We start from the raw sequence: 17,620 nt of genomic DNA on the forward strand, positions 1-17,620 counted from the left end.
GGATGACGAAGCGCTGGTGTTTTTCAGAGTGCAACATTTTCCTGCTCCGCATCCTTTAGCAACGAGTACACCGTTGCCAGTTTATTGTTCAGCTCCTGCCACTCCTCAGTAGCCACAGAGCCCTGAACAATACCACCTCCGGAGAATAACGACAGTTGTTGCAGGTTGTCCGACAGTTTTCGCAGCAATCCGGAACGAATGGTAACCGCCATTTCGGTATGCTCCGGCGAGACCATGCCAAAGACGCCCGCATAAAGACCACGGGCGTAACCTTCATGGTTTTCAATAAACTGCATGGCGACTTCCCGGCTGGTACCACCCACCGCTGGTGTGGGATGCAGAGCCGTCAGAAGCCCGGCATCCGTTACTCCGGCTTTAAGCACACCCCGAATCAGATAACGTAAATGCTGGATAGATTTGAGTTTGACCACTGAATGGCTTCGGTCTGCCTCCAGCGACTGGCACAAGTCTCCCAGCCGATCACGGATATCTTTCAGTACCAGCTGGTTTTCATAAATGTTTTTACTGTCGTTTAATAGCGATTGTTCCAGAGCATTGTCTTCTTCCCCGCTACTTCCCCTGGGGGCTGTGCCAGCCAGCGCTTCAGTATGAATAACTCTTCCCCGTCGAGCCATTAGCCGCTCCGGAGAGCAACCAAAAAACAGGTCACCATTACCTGCTTCAACAGCAAACACATAAGAGCGGGGGTTAGCCACCCGCCAGCGTTGTAGTAACCGCCAGGGGCTAAAGACTCCCTTGATCGTGGTTGTGGCAGAGCGTGATAGTACAACTTTCTGCATTTCCCCCGCCATAAAGGCCTGTTTAGCCCTGGCAATGTTACGGCTACAGCCGGCCTGCCCTGGCTGGTAATGCAATGGACCAAGCTGATAAGCGTCGTGCCTGTCAGACACCTGCCATTTGATGGCAGCCAGCTGTTTCAGCGCACTGCGAATATCGGACTGCCAGAGTTCATCTGTCTCAGCCTTTAGATAGCAAGCCACTGTTGTACCTTTTCGGGTTGACAGCATTTCAATCTGTGGCAGATAAACACAGCCATAGCCAAAGGCTGGCCAGACCATCCGGTCAACATCTGAAAACGACAGCCACAACAATGAACGGGCCTTTTCAGCCCATGTGCCCGAGTCGTTTATCAGGGCGACAACTCTGTCAATCGCTTCAGGCAATTCCTGTCGTGATGGAATCGCCATACTCCAGCACTGACCCAGGGTGGCAATTTCTATATCAGCGTCCCGGTCACGCCAGTAAGATCGTTGCTGATTATGAGGGCTCTTTTCAGGCTGAGGGCTCTTTTCAGGCTGAGGGCTCTTTTGGTGTTCCAGCCACGACAGCAGGTTGTACGCTGGTACTGACTGCTCAATTCGCACAACAGGCACACCCGGTGCAGGCTTCTGCAGAAGCTGCCGCAGATGGTTTGTCAACGCAGGTGTATAAACATTAACTTCTTGCATTGTTATAGCCGGAGAGCAAAATTATCTCCCGGACAAACTCCATCATCTGTGCATCAGGCAAATCGGTAAATTTTACGTACATGCACTGATCACTACAGGTTGGTAATTTCCGAAGCGTTGCGTAATATTGCCTTCTGAACGTTGTTAGAAACAGGATCGAGTATGGCAACCAATGGCGAATCTGCCAGAAAATGGCTTGAAGCAAATCAACAGAAAACATCCCCGGAGCGTGTTCGCCAGATTCGCGACAATATAGTAGCCAAACTACAACGCCTTGATGACACCGACAGTGGACATGACGGTTTGCTGGAAGCTTTAGACGTAATGGACGCTCATCTGCTGCAACTGGAACAACAGGGTAAACCTGCGGAGCATTCAGGAAGTGGTTCTGAAGATTTACCACCACTGGACTACAGCCCACTGGTCAACCACCATCAGGAGGCGGTTCCACAGCTGAGTTCTGAGGAGAAACAGAGGCGGTTTCAGGAATTGCTCAGGAAAAGCAAGGGGTAGACACAACTGCTGACCTTTTCGATCCAGACTGATTGCGTACAGCTTGTATCTTGTATATTGATGGCGTTAAGTGAGGAGCTGATGCCCCTCACTTATTTCCGGAATTAAATGCTATTCTGCACCCGCCGCCACTTCAGAATCTCCTAGTTCAGCAGCTACTGCCTTGTATGCCCCCTGAACAACCTCTGGAGCCCAGTCAGAAAAAGCGTCTTCTGTATAAGTAATAATCTTTTCTTTCATAAGATAGACGGTAGGCTCGGCGGCTTCATAAAGTGTTGCTGATAACTCATAAGCACCATCTACAACTTGTTCTTTAGCATCTGTGATGGCTGTTATTATGTAAGTCATTTTTCCGTCTTCATCCTCTGATTCTGGTTCTTTAGCCTCAACCAAATAGCCCCACGCACTTTCAAGGGTTCCCCCTACAACCGTAGCTACAGAACCAACAACCGTTTTTGAGGCAACAAAGGCGTTTTTCGTGGCCACGATTGGATTTTGTACGATATATAGCGCCCCTTTGATAGCACCGCCTCCGCCATCAACAACTGCTTTAGCCACAACTTTCATTACTGAACCCCGTTCATTCTCAGCATAAGAGGGGGCGTTCATACAAGCGAGCAAAGCAAACCCAAACAACGCTTTCTTAATTAACTTCTGAAACATTTTCATTCAACTCTATATCGAAACATCGAACATCGAAGGACAGGAAAACAATAGACAACCTTCCTGATATTTTCCTGAAATATTTTTCAACCAAAAAAACAAAGGTATATCAGTCTATTTCTATGCGCTGACTTGTCCTGTTAACGTTTCAGAAGCTGCCTTTCAGATTTACAAGACAAAAGTCTTATATCTTCAATCGCTTGCACTCAGATACCACAAGGTCATAACTCCAGGATAATCCATCAGGTGCGGCTTCTTCGTGTTCGATAAGCTTGTTACACATCTGCATAGGATTTAAGCCTTTCTTTTTAAGGCGCTCCAGCGTTGACTTCAGCTCTGCATCCTCGCTGCTGAGCTGCTCCTGTTCATCATGAGCCCCTTTTTTTCCGAAGCTGACCTTGATCTGTTTCATCACCCTGTCCTTTTCATACGGTTTAGACACTGACTAATTATGAGTATTAACAAGAGATAGCCTACTTGCCAGTACTCTATACTCTTCCAGTCCACCTTGCATGCCGTACGCAGGAGGAAAGCATGAAACGTCTTTATTATCTGACCGACACACTCAACAGCGTCAGCCAGATCAGTGACGACCTGCACAACAAGGGTGTCACCGACTGGCATATTCATGTCCTCAGCAAGGATGAGGCGGGGCTTTATCATCGCCATGTTCACAGTGCGCATCTGTTTCAGCAAAACGATGTGATTCATTCGGGAGAGCTGGGAGCGATGTTAGGTGGCACGATTAGCCTGATCACTGTGTTCGTGTTGTACGTCATTCTGCCGTTTATTTCTGAACCTGTTCCCCCAATGATTCCATTAATTGTCGCAGGCGTATTTACCTTGTTTGGCGCATGGAGCGGGGGACTGGTCGGGTCGATGAGGGATAATTACAAGATAGCGCAGTTCCATGACGATATTGAGCAGGGTAAGCACCTGATCATGGTGGATGTTCACAAACCCCAGGAGCAACAGGTTCGGCAACAGCTACGTCAGTATCATCCGGAGGCATTGCTGGCCGCTATTGGGTCTTCGTGGATTCTGCCTTTCAATCGTCGTTTCTGGCTTAAGCCGAAACGGTTATAAAGCTTTCTACCTATTCGGCCCCGGCAGCGTAACCAGTACAATTTCACTCCATTTGTGAATCAACTTTCCTGGATGAACTATGGAGTATGAATTTCGTCGTGATCTGACAGGGCGTATAGAAGCGCGTTTTTCAATGAATCACGAAGCGATGGGTAACTGGCTGCTGGCAGAACCCGCAGCCAGGGCAGAACGGCTGGAACCGTTGTTCAAAGCTATTACCGAACTGCAATCCGGTGGGCGCTGGGCATTCAGCCTGCCCGGCCTGGAGTTTAACCTCAGACTGACACGTACTGACGCGATTGTGCGTTCAGCCGTCTTGCCAGAATACGACCTTGATGAAGAGTCTATGGACGACGACATGGACTTCTACGATCAGGAACTTCATGCCGAGTGCGGACTGGATGATTTTAAAACCATGCTGAATGCCTGGCAGGGGTTTAACCAACAGGCGTGACACACTCCCTCCACTAAATCGGCAAGCCGATTCTAGTGGGGGCTTCTAATCGGGAATTACGTGCGACCCACTATGTCAAATAACATAGCCTCTCGCTGTCGTACAGGTTGCCGAACCACGACAGGGGAACTCTTTACACATACGCTGTGTCCCAGCGCATCGGCGGTACAAGCCAGAAAACGGTTGTGTTTTCCTGATTTGTTTCTCGTAGTTGCCTCGCTATCCATCTCCATCCAAACCTTCAAAGGTCGCGCCGCTCCCAATGAGAGGCTATGGATGGAGAATTTCGCAAGGTTCGTTAAAAATCGTATTAGCGGTTTACCTCATAGCCTGCACTGATTAACGCTGTGCAGGCTTGATCCAGCTGGACAGATTTCACCAAACCATAATCAGTGTCGTACGTAGACAGGGCAAACAGACTGGTACACGCTTCAGCCAGGGTTTGTTGCCAATCCCGCCAGAATACGAGTCAGTTCAAAATTCAGAGGGCTGGTCATTTTCAGTGCCGACAGCATGATTTTAAAACCATGCTGGATGCCCTGGAGCCGTTTAATGCTCAATGAAAGCCCCTGCCTGTTATGGCAAACGAAAAACTTCTTTCCCGCTCTTTCCCGCAAGCAAAATTTCCACTAACTGCTGCAATCCTGTCTATTATTAAACGTTGCTTATACAGCTTTGTGTGAAAGGATTAACTCTCAGCTTTTTATGCCTTACACAGGAGTATCAGGTATGCCGGATTTCATCTGTAGTGTATGTGAGCAACCTTTCAAAACTGAGGCCTCTCTGAAAGTTCATAGGCGAATCCACACTAGTGATGAGTCTTTGCGGTGCAACATATGTAACAGGGTTTGCCCTTCTTCCAGTAAACTCACCACACATATGCGTATCCATACTGGTGAAAGACCTTTTGAATGTGATTTTTGCCCCTGGGCTTTTAGAACTAAAGGAAACCTGAATAAGCACTTAACAATCCATAGCGGTTTAAAACCTTTTCGCTGTGATGAGTGCAACAGGGATTTTAGGACTAAACAACTACTGACTCAGCACAGTGCAGTCCATAGCGATGAACGCCCTTATAAGTGTCTGCCATGCGGTATTTCTTTTGCTACGCAAAGCTCTTTTTGCAATCATAAAAAGACGGCCGTTCATAGAAAAAACGAATCAGCTACCCAGTCTACCACTGTGCATATGCACACGGAACCAGAGGGAGTGGTAGCCGTAACAACCCGAACTAAGGTATCTTTAAACAGTACTGAAACCTTAAGCACCGTCACATCCCCGATAGGAAGTGCCTATCTACTAGTCACTGAATACCGCTCTGCAGCCACTGCCACTATAACAACGGCAACGGCAACCCAGGGATCAGGACTAGTAACCACGTATACTAAGCAAAACGTTCCGGGTTCTGGCCCTGAAAGCATTTATTCAGATCAATCAATCGATGAGCTACTGGAAATGTATCAGCCTGATTCTGAAGAGACATTTGATGACATTCCCAGTTGAACAAAACAACGCCTCCACGTTTTTCTGACCTGTCTGGTCAGTAAGCATATCCTCTTTTTTGGCACTGGAAGTACTTATTCAGAACTTCCACGCCGAGTGCGGACTGGATTATTTTAAAACCATGCTGGATACACTGGAGCCGTTTAATGCTCAATGAAAGCCCCTGCCTGTTATAGCAAACGAAAAACTTCTTTCCCGCTCTTTCCCGCAAGCAAAATTTCCACTAACTGCTGCAATCCTGTCTATTATTAAACGTTGCTTATACAGCTTTGTGTGAAAGGATTAACTCTCAGCTTTTTATGCCTTACACAGGAGTATCAGGTATGCCGGATTTCATCTGTAGTGTATGTGAGCAATCTTTCAAAACTAAGGATTCTCTCAAAGCTCATAAGCGAACCCACACTAGTGATGAGTCTTTGCGGTGCAACATATGTAACAGGGTTTGCCCTTCTCCCAGTCAACTCACCAGACATATGCGTATCCATACTGGTGAAAGACCTTTTATATGTAATTTTTGCCCCAGAACTTTTGCAGCTAAAGAAAACCTGACTAGGCACTTAACAATCCATAGCGGTGTAAAACCTTTTCGCTGTGGTGAATGCAACAGGGATTTTAGGACTAAACAATTACTGACTCAGCACAGTGCAGTCCATAGCGATGAACGCCCTTATAAGTGTCTGCCATGCGGTGTTTCTTTTGCTATGCAAAGCTCTTTTTACAGGCATAATAAGACGGCCGTTCATAGAAAAAACGAATCAGCTACCCAGTCTACCACTGTGCATATGCACACGGAACCAGAGGGAGTGGTAGCCGTAACAACCCGAACCACCAAGGTATCTTCAAACAGTACTGAAACCTTAAGCACCGTCACATCCCCGATAGGAAGTGCCTATCTACTAGTCACTGAATACCGCTCTGCAGCCACTGCCACTATAACAACGGCAACGGCAACGGCAACCCAGGGATCAGGACTAGTAACCACGTATACTAAGCAAAACGTTCCGGGTTCTGGCCCTGAAAGCATTTATTCAGATCAATCAATCGATGAGCTACTGGAAATGTATCAGCCTGATTCTGAAGAGACATTTGATGACATTCCCAGTTGAACAAAACAACGCCTCCACGTTTTTCTGACCTGTCTGGTCAGTAAGCATATCCTCTTTTTTGGCACTGGAAGTACTTATTCAGAACTTCCACGCCAAGTGCGGACAACATGATTTTAAAACCATGCTGGATGCCCGGGTGCCGTTTAATGCTCAATGAAAGCCCCTGCCTGTTTGTAGCAAACGAAAAGTTTCTTTCCCGCAAGTAAAATTTCCACTAACTGCCGCAATCTTGTCTACCATTAAATGTTGCTTATGCGGCCTGAAGTAAAAGGATTAACTCTGTGCTTTTTTGTGCCTTACACAGGAGTATCAGGCATGCCAAAATTTCAGTGTAATGAGTGCCAGAAAGTTCTCGCATCTGCGCAGACTCTCAAAATCCATAAGCTAACCCACAGTGGTAAGCATCCTTATAAGTGCGACATATGTAACAAGGGTTTTTCTCGTCCCAATCATCTCGCCCAACATATGCATACCCATACCGGTGCAAAACCTTTTCCATGTACTGAATGTGACAAGGCTTTTACATCTCAAGGGAACCTGAATGCACACCTCCTACTCCATACCGGTGAAAAATCTTTTGAATGTCAGGTATGCACCAAGACTTTTGCAAGTAATAGAAACATGAAAGCGCACATGCGAACCCATACCGGTGAACGCCCTTATGAGTGTCTGCCATGCGGTACTTTTTTTACTCAACCAGGCACTTTGAACAGGCATGATAAAAGTATTCATGCCCCAGGCGCACCTTTTCTGTGTCAACTATGCGATTATCGTTTTAGTCAACAGCGCTATCTAACCAAGCACAACCTGGCACGACACCCATCCGAATCAGCTACCCAGTCTACCACTGTGCATATGCACACGGAACCAGAGGGAGTGGTAGCCGTAACAACCCGAACCAAGGTATCTTTAAACAGTACTGAAACCTTAAGCACCGTCACATCCCCGATAGGAAGTGCCTATCTACTAGTCACTGAATACCGCTCTGCAGCCACTGCCACTATAACAACGGCAACGGCAACCCAGGGATCAGGACTAGTAACCACGTATACTGAGCAAAACGTTCCGGATTCTGGCTCTAAAAGCATTTTTTCAGATGTATCAAACGATGAACTACTGAGTATTTATAATCCTGATCCTGAAGAGACATTTGATGACATTCCCAGTTGAACAAAACAGTGCCTCCACGTTTTTCCGACCTGTCTGGTCAGTAAGCATGTCCTCTTTTTTGGCACTGGAAGTACTTATTCAGAACTTCCATGCCGAGTGCGAACTGGATTATTTTAAAACCATGCTGAATACCCGGGAGCCGTTTAATGTTCAATGAAAGCCCCTGCCTGTTTGTAACAAACAAAAAGTTTCTTTCCAGCAAGTAAAATTTCCACCAACTGCCGCAATCTTGTCTACCATTAAATGTTACTTATGCAGCCTGAGGTGAAAGGATTAACTCTGTGCTTTTTTGTGTCTTACATAGGAGTATCAGGCATGCCAGTTCAGTGTGATGTGTGTAAGAAAGTTCTCGCAAACCGGAAAACTCTCAGAGTTCATAAGCTAATCCATACTGGTGAGTGGCCTTATCAATGCGATATTTGTAACAGAAAATTTAGGACTTCCGGTGATCGCACCAGACACATACGTACCCATACTGATGACCGGCCTTATCAATGCGATATATGTAACAACAAATTTTGTAGTACCTCTGAACTCACCAGACACACGCGAACCCATACCGGTAAAAGCCCTTATAGGTGTCTGCCATGCGGTATTCCTTTTACTCAATTAAGCTCTTTGAAAAGGCATGATCAAACTGTTCATGCCCCAGACGCACCTTTTCTGTGTCAACTATGCAATGATCGTTTTAGTCAACAGTGCTATCTTGCCAGGCACAATGAGGCACAACACCCATCCGAATCAGCAACCCAGTCTGCCACTGTGCATACGCACGAGGAACCAGAGGGAGTGGTAGCCGTAACAACCCAAACCACCAAGGTATCTTCAAACAGTACTGCAACCTTAAGCACCGTCAGTTCCCCGATAGGAAGTGCCTATCTACTAGTCACTGAATACCGCTCTGCAGCCACTGCCACTATAACAACGGCAATGGCAACCCAGGGATCAGGACTAGTGACCGCGGATACTGAGCAAAACGCTCCGGGTTCTGGCTCTGAAAACATTTATTCAGATCAATCAATCGATGAGCTACTGGAAATGTATTATCCTGATTCTGAAGAGACATTTGATGACATTCCCAGTTGAACCAAACAGTGCCTCCACGTTTTTCCGACCTGTCTGGTCAGTAAGCATATCCTCTTTTTTGGCACTGGAAGTACTTATTCAGAACTTCCACGCCGAGTACGGACTGGATTATTTTAAAACCATGCTGAATGCCCGGGAGCCGTTTAATGCTCAATGAAAGCCCCTGCCTGTTTTAACAAACGAAAAGTTTCTTTCCCGCAAGTGAAATTTCCACTAACTGCCGCAATCTTGTCTACCATTAAATGTTACTTATGCAGCCAGAAGTGAAAGGATTAACTCTGTGCTTTTTTACGCCTTACATAGGAGTATCAGGCATGCCAGTTCAGTGTGTTGTGTGTGGGAAATTTCTCACAAGCAATAAAACTCTCAACATTCATAAGCTAATCCATACTGGTAAGCGGCCTCATCAATGCGATATATGTAACAGCGGTTTTAAGACTTTAACTGAACTCACCGTACACAGGCGAATCCATACCGGTGAACGCCCTTATCGATGCGATATATGTAAGAGCGAATTTCGTTCTACCACTGCACTCACCAGACACACGCGAATCCATACCGGTAACCACCCTCATAAGTGTCTGCCATGCGGTATTTCTTTTAGTCAATCAGGCTCTTTGAAAAGGCATGATCAAACTGTTCATGCCCCAGACGCACCTTTTCTGTGTCAACTATGCAATGATCGTTTTAGTCAACAGTGCTATCTTGCCAGGCACAATAAGGCACATCACTCATCCGAATCAGCAACCCAGTCTGCCACTGTGCATACGCACGCGGAACCAGAGGGAGTGGTAGCCGTAACAACCCGAACCACCAAGGTATCTTCAAACAGTACTGCAACCTTAAGCACCGTCAGTTCCCCGATAGGAAGTGCCTATCTACTAGTCACTGAATACCGCTCTGCAGCCACTGCCACTATAACAACGGCATTGGCAACCCAGGGATCAGGACTAGTGACCGCGGATACTGAGCAAAACGCTCCGGGTTCTGCCTCTGAAAGCATTTTTTCAGACCAATCAATCGATGAGCTACTGGAAATGTATCAGCCTGATCCTGAAGAGACATTTGATGACATTCCCAGTTGAACAAAACAGTGCCTCCGCGTTTTTTCCGACCTGTCTGGTCAGTAAGCATATCCTCTTTTTTGGCACTGGAAGTACTTATTCAGAACTTCCACGCGGAATGATTTTAAAACCATGCTGGATGCCCGGGAGCCGTTTAATGCTCAATGAAAGCCCCTGCCTGTTTGTAGCAAACGAAAAGTTTCTTTCCCGCAAGTAAAATTTCCACTAACTGCCGCAATCCTGTCTATTGTTGAATGTTACTTACAAAGTTTGGAATGAAAGGATCAGCTCTGTGTCTTTTTGTACCTTACACAGGAGTACCAGACATGCCAGTTTTTCGGTGCAGTAGGTGTGGGAAAGTTCTCGCAAATGCGAACTCTCTCAAAACTCATCAGCGAGTCCACTCTGGTGATAAGCCTTTTCAGTGCGAAATATGTAACAGGCGTTTTTCTTTTTCCAGTAATCTCACCCGACATACACGTACCCATACCAATGAAAGACCTTTTCAATGTCAGGAATGCGGAATGGCCTTTACAACTAACGGAAACCTGATTCGGCACATGCAAATCCATCGCGGTGAAAGACCTTTTCAATGTCAGGAATGCAACAGCTCTTTTAGAAGTCAAACAAACCTGACTAAGCACAACCAGAGCGTTCATGGCGGAAAAAGATCCTTTCTGTGTCAAATATGCGGTTATGGTTTTAGTCAACAGTCCTATCTCTACAGACACAACCAGGCAGAACACCCACCCGAATCAGCAACCTATTCTGCCACTGTGCATACGCACACGGAACCAGAGGGAGTGGTAGCCGTAACAACCCGAACCAAGGTATCTTTAAACAGTACTGAAACCTTAAGCACCGTCACATCCCCGATAGGAAGTGCCTATCTACTAGTCACTGAATACCGCTCTGCAGCCACTGCCACTATAACAACGGCAACGGCAACCCAGGGATCAGGACTAGTAACCACGGATACTGAGCAAAACGTTCCGGGTTCTGGCTCTGAAAGCATTTTTTCAGATGTACCATTCGATGAACTACTGAGTATTTATAATCCTGATTCTGAAGAGACATTTGATGACATTCCCAGCTGAACAAAACAATGCCTCCACGTTTTTCCGACCTGTCAGGTCAGTAAACATATCCTCTTTTTTGGCACTGGAAGTACGTTTAGGGAGTTCATTGCTGAATGGACGCAAACGACTCTGCCTTAAACATCACGCATCCAATTCTCTAATATATAGCCTGCGCTACTGAGAGCCATGCAAGCCCGACTCAACTGCTTCGACTTCACTAATATATAATCTGTGTCGTACGTAGACAGGGCAAACAGGCTGATACCCGCTTCATCCAGAGTCGTTGCCAACCCCGCCAGAATACCAGTCAGTGCAAAATCCAGAGGGCCGGTCACTTTCAGTGCCGACCAGTCCATTTCTGCCTTTTCTGAATTCAGTTTAATGGATGACTCACAGACGATCGACAGCTCCTCATCCGTGCGCATCACTGAAAAAATCTCGCTGTTCATTACGTCTGTGGGAACAGGGCTGTCAATTGAAAAGCGATGAACCGAAAAGCTTTGCTGCAAAACCGATAAATGCAAGGGTTTGGACACTATATTTCCTGAGACTTCTGTAAATGAGCCTGACGACTATCGTTGTATTGGATTCTGTTTAGTACCAGCAATGAAACCACCGCCAGAGTACACAGCAACCCCCACAAACTGGCAGGCACAGCAAGTTGCTGGTGCGTAATGCACAAAGCCGCTGCAACGGTGGCGAAACGCCCGGCTTCCAGAGCCACCAGCTTTTGGTTTTTTTCCAGCAGCCAGCCAATAACCACCAATTGCACAATAAACACAACCACCCAGAGTGTATTAAACCACATGGGCATGAGGTGATAACTGCCCATTAGCGCCAGGGTGGCAATAATCATCAGGACAAAATGGAAGGCCGTATAAACCATAAGAGGGCGGACGACAGTGGGTTGATAATTCTCATAGGCATGGATATCCGGCATTTTCATGGGTGTCGAAATATCGGACGGACGATAACCGGTTTTGCGAAACCACAGGGTCAGCTTCTCTTGCCAGCGGCTGGTCGCCTTGCAGTCCTGCCACATCCCGGCATACAGATGCAGGTTAGCCCATAAAGGATTCCAGCTGCGTAAGGGTTTCAGTGTGCCATAACGAATGGGTTCATACTGTTCATCCTCTTCTTTAAAGGTGCCAAACAGGCGATCCCAGAGAATAAAAACCCCGCCATAATTTTTATCCAGGTAACGCCGGTTTTTTGCGTGATGAACCCGGTGGTTCGAAGGCGTCACAAAAAACCATTCAAACCAACCCAGTTTTGGCACATGGCGGGTATGAACCCAGAACTGATACAGCAGATTAATAAGGCCCACTGTAAAAAAGACCACTGCCGGAACGCCCACCACCGCCATCGGCACGTAAAACAACCAGCCGAAAATAAAGCCGCTGCTGGATTGTCGTAAAGCCGTCGTCAGGTTGTACTCTTCGCTCTGATGATGCACCGCATGGGCAGCCCAAAGGACATTGATTTCATGCCCCAGGCGATGATTCCAGTAATAACAGAGATCGTAAAAAACAAACCCAACTACCCAGACCCACAGGGACTCAACGCTCATTTCCCACAGGCCAAACACACTGAACAACCCTGTATAAATCGTCACGCTGACGACTTTGGTCAGAATGCCGGAGGTGATGCTGATCATGCCTGCGCTCAGGCTGTTAATCGCATCACTGAACCGGTAATAGTCTTTTTTTCTGACGACGGTAACAATAACTTCGGTAGCAATCAGCAGAATAAACACCGGGATAGCATAAACAATATAATCCACGACATTGCTCCATTATTATTGTTATCTGTGGGCTCCCCATGAATGCTTTACTCTACCGCGAAGCACTTCACTCATCCAGCACATCAAAACCCAGCGCCTGCAAACGTTGCTGCACCTCCTGACTGGAACGGCTGGCATCAATCTTCAAAGTGCTGAACTCCCGACGTTCTGAGTAATTTTTACGCATAAAGTCAAAAGCCAGCTTGCGCGCTTCCGGTTCCATTTTCAGCAGGCGACGCATCAGGGCGTCATCACGCCGAATATCATAAGTGGCTCGCATGGCAACAGAAGCGGCCTGATCAGCATCGACCGTGCCCGTAAAGTCCAGTTTCATAAGCGGCGGCAACGGCGTAAGATCCTGTTGCGAGGTTCGGGCAGGCAGCCCCAGAAAGCGACAAAGTGCCTGATACACCATAACCGTTCCCGTCACTTTGGCGTCCAGACTGTAACCGGCAATATGCGGTGTGCCAATATCCACCAGCTCCAGCAATTCAGGATCGACCTCCGGTTCGTGCTCCCAGACATCCAGCACCACGCTAAGGTCATCCCTGGCCTTCAGAACATTCAGCAACGCCCGGTTGTCAACCACAGCTCCCCGCCCGGCATTAATCAATACCGTGCCATGCTTCATAGCCAGCAATTGCTGTTCGCCAAACAGATGGTAAGTCGGGTAGTCACCCGAGGTAGTCAAGGGCGTATGCAGGGCAATAACATCGCAGCGTTCAAGCAGCTCATCCAGTTCCACCAGCTCAACACCAGCTTCTGCTTCAAGCAGAGGGTCATTAGCCATCACCCTTACCCCCAATGCTTGCAAAGCTCGATAGAGGCGACCGCCAACCTGCCCCTTACCGACAATCCCAACAGTACGACCGGTTATGCAGTAACCATCCCGCTCCGCAAGAATATCCAGTGCACACAACACATACTCCACCACCGAGCGGGCATTGCAGCCCGGCGCATTGGAAAACCCAACGCCCTGCTCTTTCAGGGCTGGCAGCTCAATATGGTCACAGCCAGCGGTGCAGGTTCCGACAAATTTCAGGGAGCTGTTCTGTATCAGCTCTTTATTCACTTTGGTGACAGAGCGTGCCACCAGCACATCCGCCCCGGCCAGATCGTCGGCGGTGAGACTGCGCCCCGGCAAAGTCACCACATCGCCCAGCCCGGCAAAGCACTCCCGCACCAGGGGAATATTTTCGTCGGCCACTATTTTTAAAGCCCTTGGCTCTAAAGAAGAAGGTCTTGAAGCATCAGATTTCATAACAGCAGGATCATCATCAATAAAAAAAGCGATACTAACGTCCTATTTGCAGGCTGGAAAGAGCAGTCTAATAGCCACTACTAACAGGTTGTTGTAGGCTAGTTTTATTCTCTGGTCGAATCTCAGTCTTTTCCAATATGAAATGATCCGCTTCCTGCTCCCACTGTTACTGTTTATTCTTTCAGGCTGCCAGCCCGGCAACCCAATGGATGACTTATTGGATGACTATCTGAAACGGATCAGTCGTGTTACCGGGATAGACCCCGTCCCTCACAAAAACACCATAAACCCGACACTCCCCCCGCTGAAAAAACGTATTTATGATATTCCCGATATCCGTATGAAAGCGCTGGCAGCCCTGAATCTGCTGGAATGCCCGAGACTGAGTGAAGTAGTGGCTTACCGGAACAGCAGCCTGGGGCGACAGATGTTGCCATCTCAGCGTCTGCATTACGAAAAAGAGTTACTCAACGAATTGGCTGACTGTATTCAATACCTGCAGGAAACGGAACCTGATTCAAAGATTCTGCCGGAGCTGCGCCGCATCACTCATCGTAAGCAGGCGCAACTTCCGGCCGTTCGCTGGAATGCCCTGTTTGGTCATGTAGAACTGGCCAACCAACTGACCCTGCTGCCGGAATCATTGCCGGATACGCACTCAGGTCAGACCGGAACGGTTAATGCGCTGCTGTACCTGGGCCGCTACCTGCCTGACCAGACCCTTGCGGCGCCTTACACAAAAGCAGAACTGGAACAACACCTGCAACAGCTGACTGCCTCCCACTACAGCGGGCAGCTGCTTCGGTCGGCCATACGGCTGACTGACACCCTGAATGCAGTGGCTTACCTTCTGGAAACCCGTCTGAAGCAACGCCCCCTATGCCCTAAGGGTCGCCTGATGCCCGCAGCAGAACGTTTGCAGAATGTCTTCCGCCTGCTTTACGCCAGCCAGATACAGGCCTGGCTGAGCCGCATTCACCGGGAAGGCAGTGCATGGCGTTCAGCCATGAAGCAACTGCTTCAGCAACTGCCTCCTCCCCCCTCTGAGCCTATGGATGATTATCTGCAACAGATTGCTTCTGACCAGCCCCCGATCAGCATCTGGTATCAGCTTGACCAGTCGGTAAAACACCATACCTCGGCCTGGCAGGCTGTACTGGGCGAGTGCAACCTCATGCCTGCCGGTCGCTCCCCCCCGTCGCCTCCCCCTCGTTAACTTCCCCTGTTGAATGCCGATAGCCTTTCCTGTGAACAGCTCACCTTTTTCGCTACGCAGGTTTCAGGAGACAGGGCATTTATGGATAACAAGCCAGTAGAGAATACCAATGTCATTGATCTCTTTACCCGCAAGCCCCTTGATGAAAACGCATCCAGCAAAATAATCCGTCTGGCACCTGAAACGGACGGCATGGAAATGCTGTACAGCAACGATGCCAACCCCGGTAAATTGTTCAGTATGAAAATTCTGTGCTGGGCGCTCCGCAAAGACGGCAGTGTTGATGCAATGGTTCCCTGGCTGAACCGTCTGGTGCCTGCCAGGGAACTGAATGATCCACTGAATGGCCACTGGGAAGGTTATTACGACAGTTTTCATGAGACAGCCTATTTCGAGCCACCCGAGTACAAGGTCGTGGAACTTGAAAATGCGGCCAGCTTTTATAACATCGACAGTGAAGACCCGGACATCATCCTTCAGGAAATAAACGACAACATTGGTACCCATGCCATTTTGTCAGAAGACAGTTTCAAAACAGTGGTTCTGGTCCATGTCACCAGCTGGCGACTGTTTAACGATGGCCGGATACTGGCGATGGTGGCAAACGAGGAAGAAGTCGACACCACCCCTATTCTGGCAGGCGATGATTGTCTGTACGCAGCCCAGGAGCATGAAAACTTCCGCTATTTCTTTCACCATGTTATCGCCAATAAAATTAAAAAAGGTGATCCCGATGCTATTTCGGCGTTTACCCAACTGGTGGATGAATAGAACCCGCTGCCTTGTATACGACATTAACCGTTTAAATCCTCGCCATATCACTGTGACAGTGTCTGAATCCAATAACGCCATGATGAACTTCTTCATTCACATCCATCAAAAAGCATCGCAGTCCGGAGTGACTGCTCCCCACCCTATCGGGTGAGGCTTCTGATTTCTTAGGCAGCAACCGACAGTCTGCCGGATTTACGCAAGCCTCCATCAGCAGAAACGGACAGTCCTTCCGCCTTTAATTTCAATATGCCTTGCTTCTTGATATTGCGAGCTGCATTAATATCCCGGTCATGGATAGCACCACAGCTACACTCCCATGATCGGATTCTCAATGGCATTTTTTCCTGTTTCAAATCGCAGACTGAGCAAGTTTTAGAGGATGCAAACCACTGGTCTATCTTCACCAGATGTTTACCTTCCTGCTTTGCCTTGTATTCGAGTTTGGTTATCAGTGAGTGCCAGCCAGCATCAGCAATAGAACGAGCAAGACGCTTGTTCTTGAGCATGTTTTTAACTTTCAGTGTCTCCACAATCACCGCTTGGTTTTCGTCGATGAGTTGTTTTGATAGCTTATGCTGAAAATCATTACGGGCAAAGGCTACACGCTCATGCGCCTTTGCCACCAATAAACGGGCTTTGTGCCTACCTTTTGAGCCTTTCTTGCAGCGAGATAGAGCCTGTTGTTTTCTTTTCAGGTTACGTTGGGCTTTTTTCAGAAAGCGAGGATTGCCAGTCTTATGGCCGGTACTGGTGATAGCCAGATCAGCAATCCCCATATCAACACCGACAACCTGATTAGCTTCAAGATTATCAATCTGTTTTGGTTGTTCCTGGGTATCATCAGCCAATATGGAGGCAAAATACTTGCCGGTTAGCGTTCTGCTCAGGGTGATAGACTTCATCTTACCCACTATTTCACGATGCACTTTAGCCCTTATGGGCTTGCACTTGGGGATTTTTATCCCGTTATCGCCCACAGAGACAGACGTACAATGGTAGCTACTTTGCTTGCCATGCTTTTTCTTGAAGCGAGGAAATCTTGCCTGCAATTTGGGATTGAAAAAGTTTTGAAAGGCCGTATCCAGATTGATAGTGGCCTGTTGCAGTGCAATAGAGTCAGCGTTTTTCAGCCATGAGTACTTTCGGCTTTTCTTGGCTTTTGCCAGCAAGGGCTTCAGGTGTTTTTTGGGAGAAAGGCTCTGCCCACGAACCTTGTAATAATGAACCTTAATAGCCAGGGCCTTGTTCCATACGAACCGCACAGCATCAAACTGACGGTCGAGAAATTCCGCCTGCTCTGATGTTGGATAGATTCGTACTTTGGTGGCTCTCAGCATGGAACGTTATTTTAGTGCTCATCAATATAAACTTTATATTAAAGGTATTTGAAAGA

The 17,620-nt window shown here is 47.7% G+C and carries 22 protein-coding genes and 3 pseudogenes; 16 read left to right on the plus strand and 9 right to left on the minus strand.

What is annotated here, in order from left to right; all coding sequences use genetic code 11:
* Positions 1 to 23: 23 nt before the first annotated feature.
* Complete coding sequence (locus NX720_RS03615; RefSeq protein WP_262599445.1) at positions 24 to 1,469, minus strand: isochorismate synthase; 1,446 nt, start codon at positions 1,467 to 1,469, stop codon at positions 24 to 26.
* Positions 1,470 to 1,631: 162 nt separating this feature from the next.
* Here NX720_RS03615 and NX720_RS03620 point away from each other — a divergent pair, with 162 nt between their 5' ends.
* The gene (locus tag NX720_RS03620; RefSeq protein ID WP_262599447.1) at positions 1,632 to 1,982 is read left to right on the plus strand and encodes a hypothetical protein; all 351 of its coding nucleotides are present in this window, start codon (positions 1,632 to 1,634) and stop codon (positions 1,980 to 1,982) included.
* Positions 1,983 to 2,093: 111 nt separating this feature from the next.
* Here the strand turns inward: NX720_RS03620 and NX720_RS03625 are convergent, their stop codons facing one another.
* Together NX720_RS03625 and NX720_RS03630 are read right to left on the minus strand one after the other, a co-directional pair.
* A complete protein-coding gene (locus NX720_RS03625) occupies positions 2,094 to 2,651 on the minus strand; it encodes a hypothetical protein (RefSeq protein ID WP_262599449.1) in 558 nt (185 codons plus the stop codon).
* A gap of 178 nt (positions 2,652 to 2,829) precedes the next feature.
* Positions 2,830 to 3,057 carry a hypothetical protein gene (locus NX720_RS03630; protein ID WP_262599451.1) on the minus strand — a complete coding sequence of 76 codons (228 nt, stop codon included), beginning with the start codon at positions 3,055 to 3,057 and terminating at the stop codon, positions 2,830 to 2,832.
* Positions 3,058 to 3,179: 122 nt separating this feature from the next.
* On the opposite strand from NX720_RS03630, the gene NX720_RS03635 reads away from it, so the two are divergent.
* Together NX720_RS03635 and NX720_RS03640 are read left to right on the plus strand one after the other, a co-directional pair.
* Entirely contained in the window at positions 3,180 to 3,731 is a 552-nt protein-coding gene (locus tag NX720_RS03635) for a hypothetical protein (protein ID WP_262599453.1), read from the plus strand.
* A 79-nt stretch (positions 3,732 to 3,810) separates the two neighbouring features.
* Positions 3,811 to 4,185, plus strand: a complete 375-nt coding sequence (locus NX720_RS03640; protein ID WP_262599456.1) for a YacL family protein — start codon at positions 3,811 to 3,813, stop codon at positions 4,183 to 4,185.
* Between the two features lie 310 nt (positions 4,186 to 4,495).
* Here the strand turns inward: NX720_RS03640 and NX720_RS26955 are convergent, their stop codons facing one another.
* On the minus strand, positions 4,496 to 4,624 hold the full coding sequence (locus NX720_RS26955) for an ACT domain-containing protein (protein ID WP_404831074.1): 129 nt from the start codon (positions 4,622 to 4,624) through the stop codon (positions 4,496 to 4,498).
* A complete protein-coding gene (locus tag NX720_RS03645; protein WP_262599457.1) occupies positions 4,617 to 4,745 on the minus strand; it encodes a hypothetical protein in 129 nt (42 codons plus the stop codon). The genes NX720_RS26955 and NX720_RS03645 overlap by 8 nt, the downstream gene beginning before the upstream one ends.
* Before the next feature lie 319 nt (positions 4,746 to 5,064).
* On the opposite strand from NX720_RS03645, the pseudogene NX720_RS26960 reads away from it, so the two are divergent.
* From NX720_RS26960 to NX720_RS03680, 10 genes and pseudogenes are all read left to right on the plus strand, one after another.
* Positions 5,065 to 5,241, plus strand: a pseudogene (locus NX720_RS26960) (C2H2-type zinc finger protein); the annotation flags it as partial.
* A 132-nt stretch (positions 5,242 to 5,373) separates the two neighbouring features.
* The gene (locus tag NX720_RS03650) at positions 5,374 to 5,688 is read left to right on the plus strand and encodes a hypothetical protein (RefSeq protein WP_262599459.1); all 315 of its coding nucleotides are present in this window, start codon (positions 5,374 to 5,376) and stop codon (positions 5,686 to 5,688) included.
* Positions 5,689 to 6,011: 323 nt separating this feature from the next.
* Positions 6,012 to 6,083 (plus strand): annotated as a pseudogene (locus NX720_RS27455) (C2H2-type zinc finger protein); the annotation flags it as partial.
* Positions 6,084 to 6,470: 387 nt separating this feature from the next.
* Positions 6,471 to 6,794, plus strand: a complete 324-nt coding sequence (locus NX720_RS03655; RefSeq protein ID WP_262599461.1) for a hypothetical protein — start codon at positions 6,471 to 6,473, stop codon at positions 6,792 to 6,794.
* Positions 6,795 to 7,109: 315 nt separating this feature from the next.
* Entirely contained in the window at positions 7,110 to 7,964 is an 855-nt protein-coding gene (locus NX720_RS03660) for a C2H2-type zinc finger protein (protein ID WP_262599463.1), read from the plus strand.
* A gap of 762 nt (positions 7,965 to 8,726) precedes the next feature.
* Positions 8,727 to 9,050, plus strand: coding sequence for a hypothetical protein (locus NX720_RS03665; protein WP_262599465.1), 324 nt, complete (start codon positions 8,727 to 8,729; stop codon positions 9,048 to 9,050).
* Entirely contained in the window at positions 9,034 to 9,207 is a 174-nt protein-coding gene (locus NX720_RS03670) for a hypothetical protein (RefSeq protein WP_262599467.1), read from the plus strand. Before NX720_RS03665 ends, NX720_RS03670 begins: the two co-directional genes overlap by 17 nt.
* 157 nt (positions 9,208 to 9,364) lie before the next feature.
* A pseudogene (locus NX720_RS26970) lies at positions 9,365 to 9,601 on the plus strand (C2H2-type zinc finger protein); the annotation flags it as partial.
* Positions 9,602 to 9,811: 210 nt separating this feature from the next.
* Positions 9,812 to 10,135 carry a hypothetical protein gene (locus tag NX720_RS03675; protein WP_262599469.1) on the plus strand — a complete coding sequence of 108 codons (324 nt, stop codon included), beginning with the start codon at positions 9,812 to 9,814 and terminating at the stop codon, positions 10,133 to 10,135.
* A gap of 305 nt (positions 10,136 to 10,440) precedes the next feature.
* Entirely contained in the window at positions 10,441 to 11,211 is a 771-nt protein-coding gene (locus tag NX720_RS03680) for a C2H2-type zinc finger protein (RefSeq protein ID WP_404831044.1), read from the plus strand.
* 116 nt (positions 11,212 to 11,327) lie between these two features.
* Here the strand turns inward: NX720_RS03680 and NX720_RS03685 are convergent, their stop codons facing one another.
* The 3 genes from NX720_RS03685 to pdxB all read right to left on the minus strand — a co-directional run bounded on the left by NX720_RS03685 (position 11,328) and on the right by pdxB (position 14,237).
* Positions 11,328 to 11,729, minus strand: a complete 402-nt coding sequence (locus NX720_RS03685) for an ACT domain-containing protein (RefSeq protein ID WP_262599473.1) — start codon at positions 11,727 to 11,729, stop codon at positions 11,328 to 11,330.
* Entirely contained in the window at positions 11,729 to 12,976 is a 1,248-nt protein-coding gene (locus NX720_RS03690; protein ID WP_262599475.1) for a sterol desaturase family protein, read from the minus strand. Before NX720_RS03690 ends, NX720_RS03685 begins: the two co-directional genes overlap by 1 nt.
* A gap of 67 nt (positions 12,977 to 13,043) precedes the next feature.
* Positions 13,044 to 14,237 (minus strand): 4-phosphoerythronate dehydrogenase PdxB, encoded by a 1,194-nt coding sequence (gene pdxB / locus NX720_RS03695; RefSeq protein ID WP_262599476.1) that lies wholly within the window; start codon positions 14,235 to 14,237, stop codon positions 13,044 to 13,046.
* Between the two features lie 205 nt (positions 14,238 to 14,442).
* Between pdxB and NX720_RS03700 the strand changes: the two genes are divergently transcribed.
* The 3 genes from NX720_RS03700 (at position 14,443) to NX720_RS03710 (ending at position 16,378) form a co-directional block, all read left to right on the plus strand.
* Complete coding sequence (locus NX720_RS03700; RefSeq protein ID WP_262599478.1) at positions 14,443 to 15,453, plus strand: DUF3080 domain-containing protein; 1,011 nt, start codon at positions 14,443 to 14,445, stop codon at positions 15,451 to 15,453.
* An 81-nt stretch (positions 15,454 to 15,534) separates the two neighbouring features.
* Entirely contained in the window at positions 15,535 to 16,224 is a 690-nt protein-coding gene (locus tag NX720_RS03705; RefSeq protein WP_262599479.1) for a hypothetical protein, read from the plus strand.
* On the plus strand, positions 16,217 to 16,378 hold the full coding sequence (locus tag NX720_RS03710) for a hypothetical protein (RefSeq protein ID WP_262599480.1): 162 nt from the start codon (positions 16,217 to 16,219) through the stop codon (positions 16,376 to 16,378). Before NX720_RS03705 ends, NX720_RS03710 begins: the two co-directional genes overlap by 8 nt.
* Before the next feature lie 13 nt (positions 16,379 to 16,391).
* Here the strand turns inward: NX720_RS03710 and NX720_RS03715 are convergent, their stop codons facing one another.
* Positions 16,392 to 17,564 (minus strand): RNA-guided endonuclease InsQ/TnpB family protein, encoded by a 1,173-nt coding sequence (locus NX720_RS03715; protein ID WP_262599482.1) that lies wholly within the window; start codon positions 17,562 to 17,564, stop codon positions 16,392 to 16,394.
* Positions 17,565 to 17,620 lie beyond the last annotated feature (56 nt).

Source organism: Endozoicomonas euniceicola (genome assembly GCF_025562755.1).
In the GTDB taxonomy this organism is placed as follows: domain Bacteria; phylum Pseudomonadota; class Gammaproteobacteria; order Pseudomonadales; family Endozoicomonadaceae; genus Endozoicomonas_A; species Endozoicomonas_A euniceicola.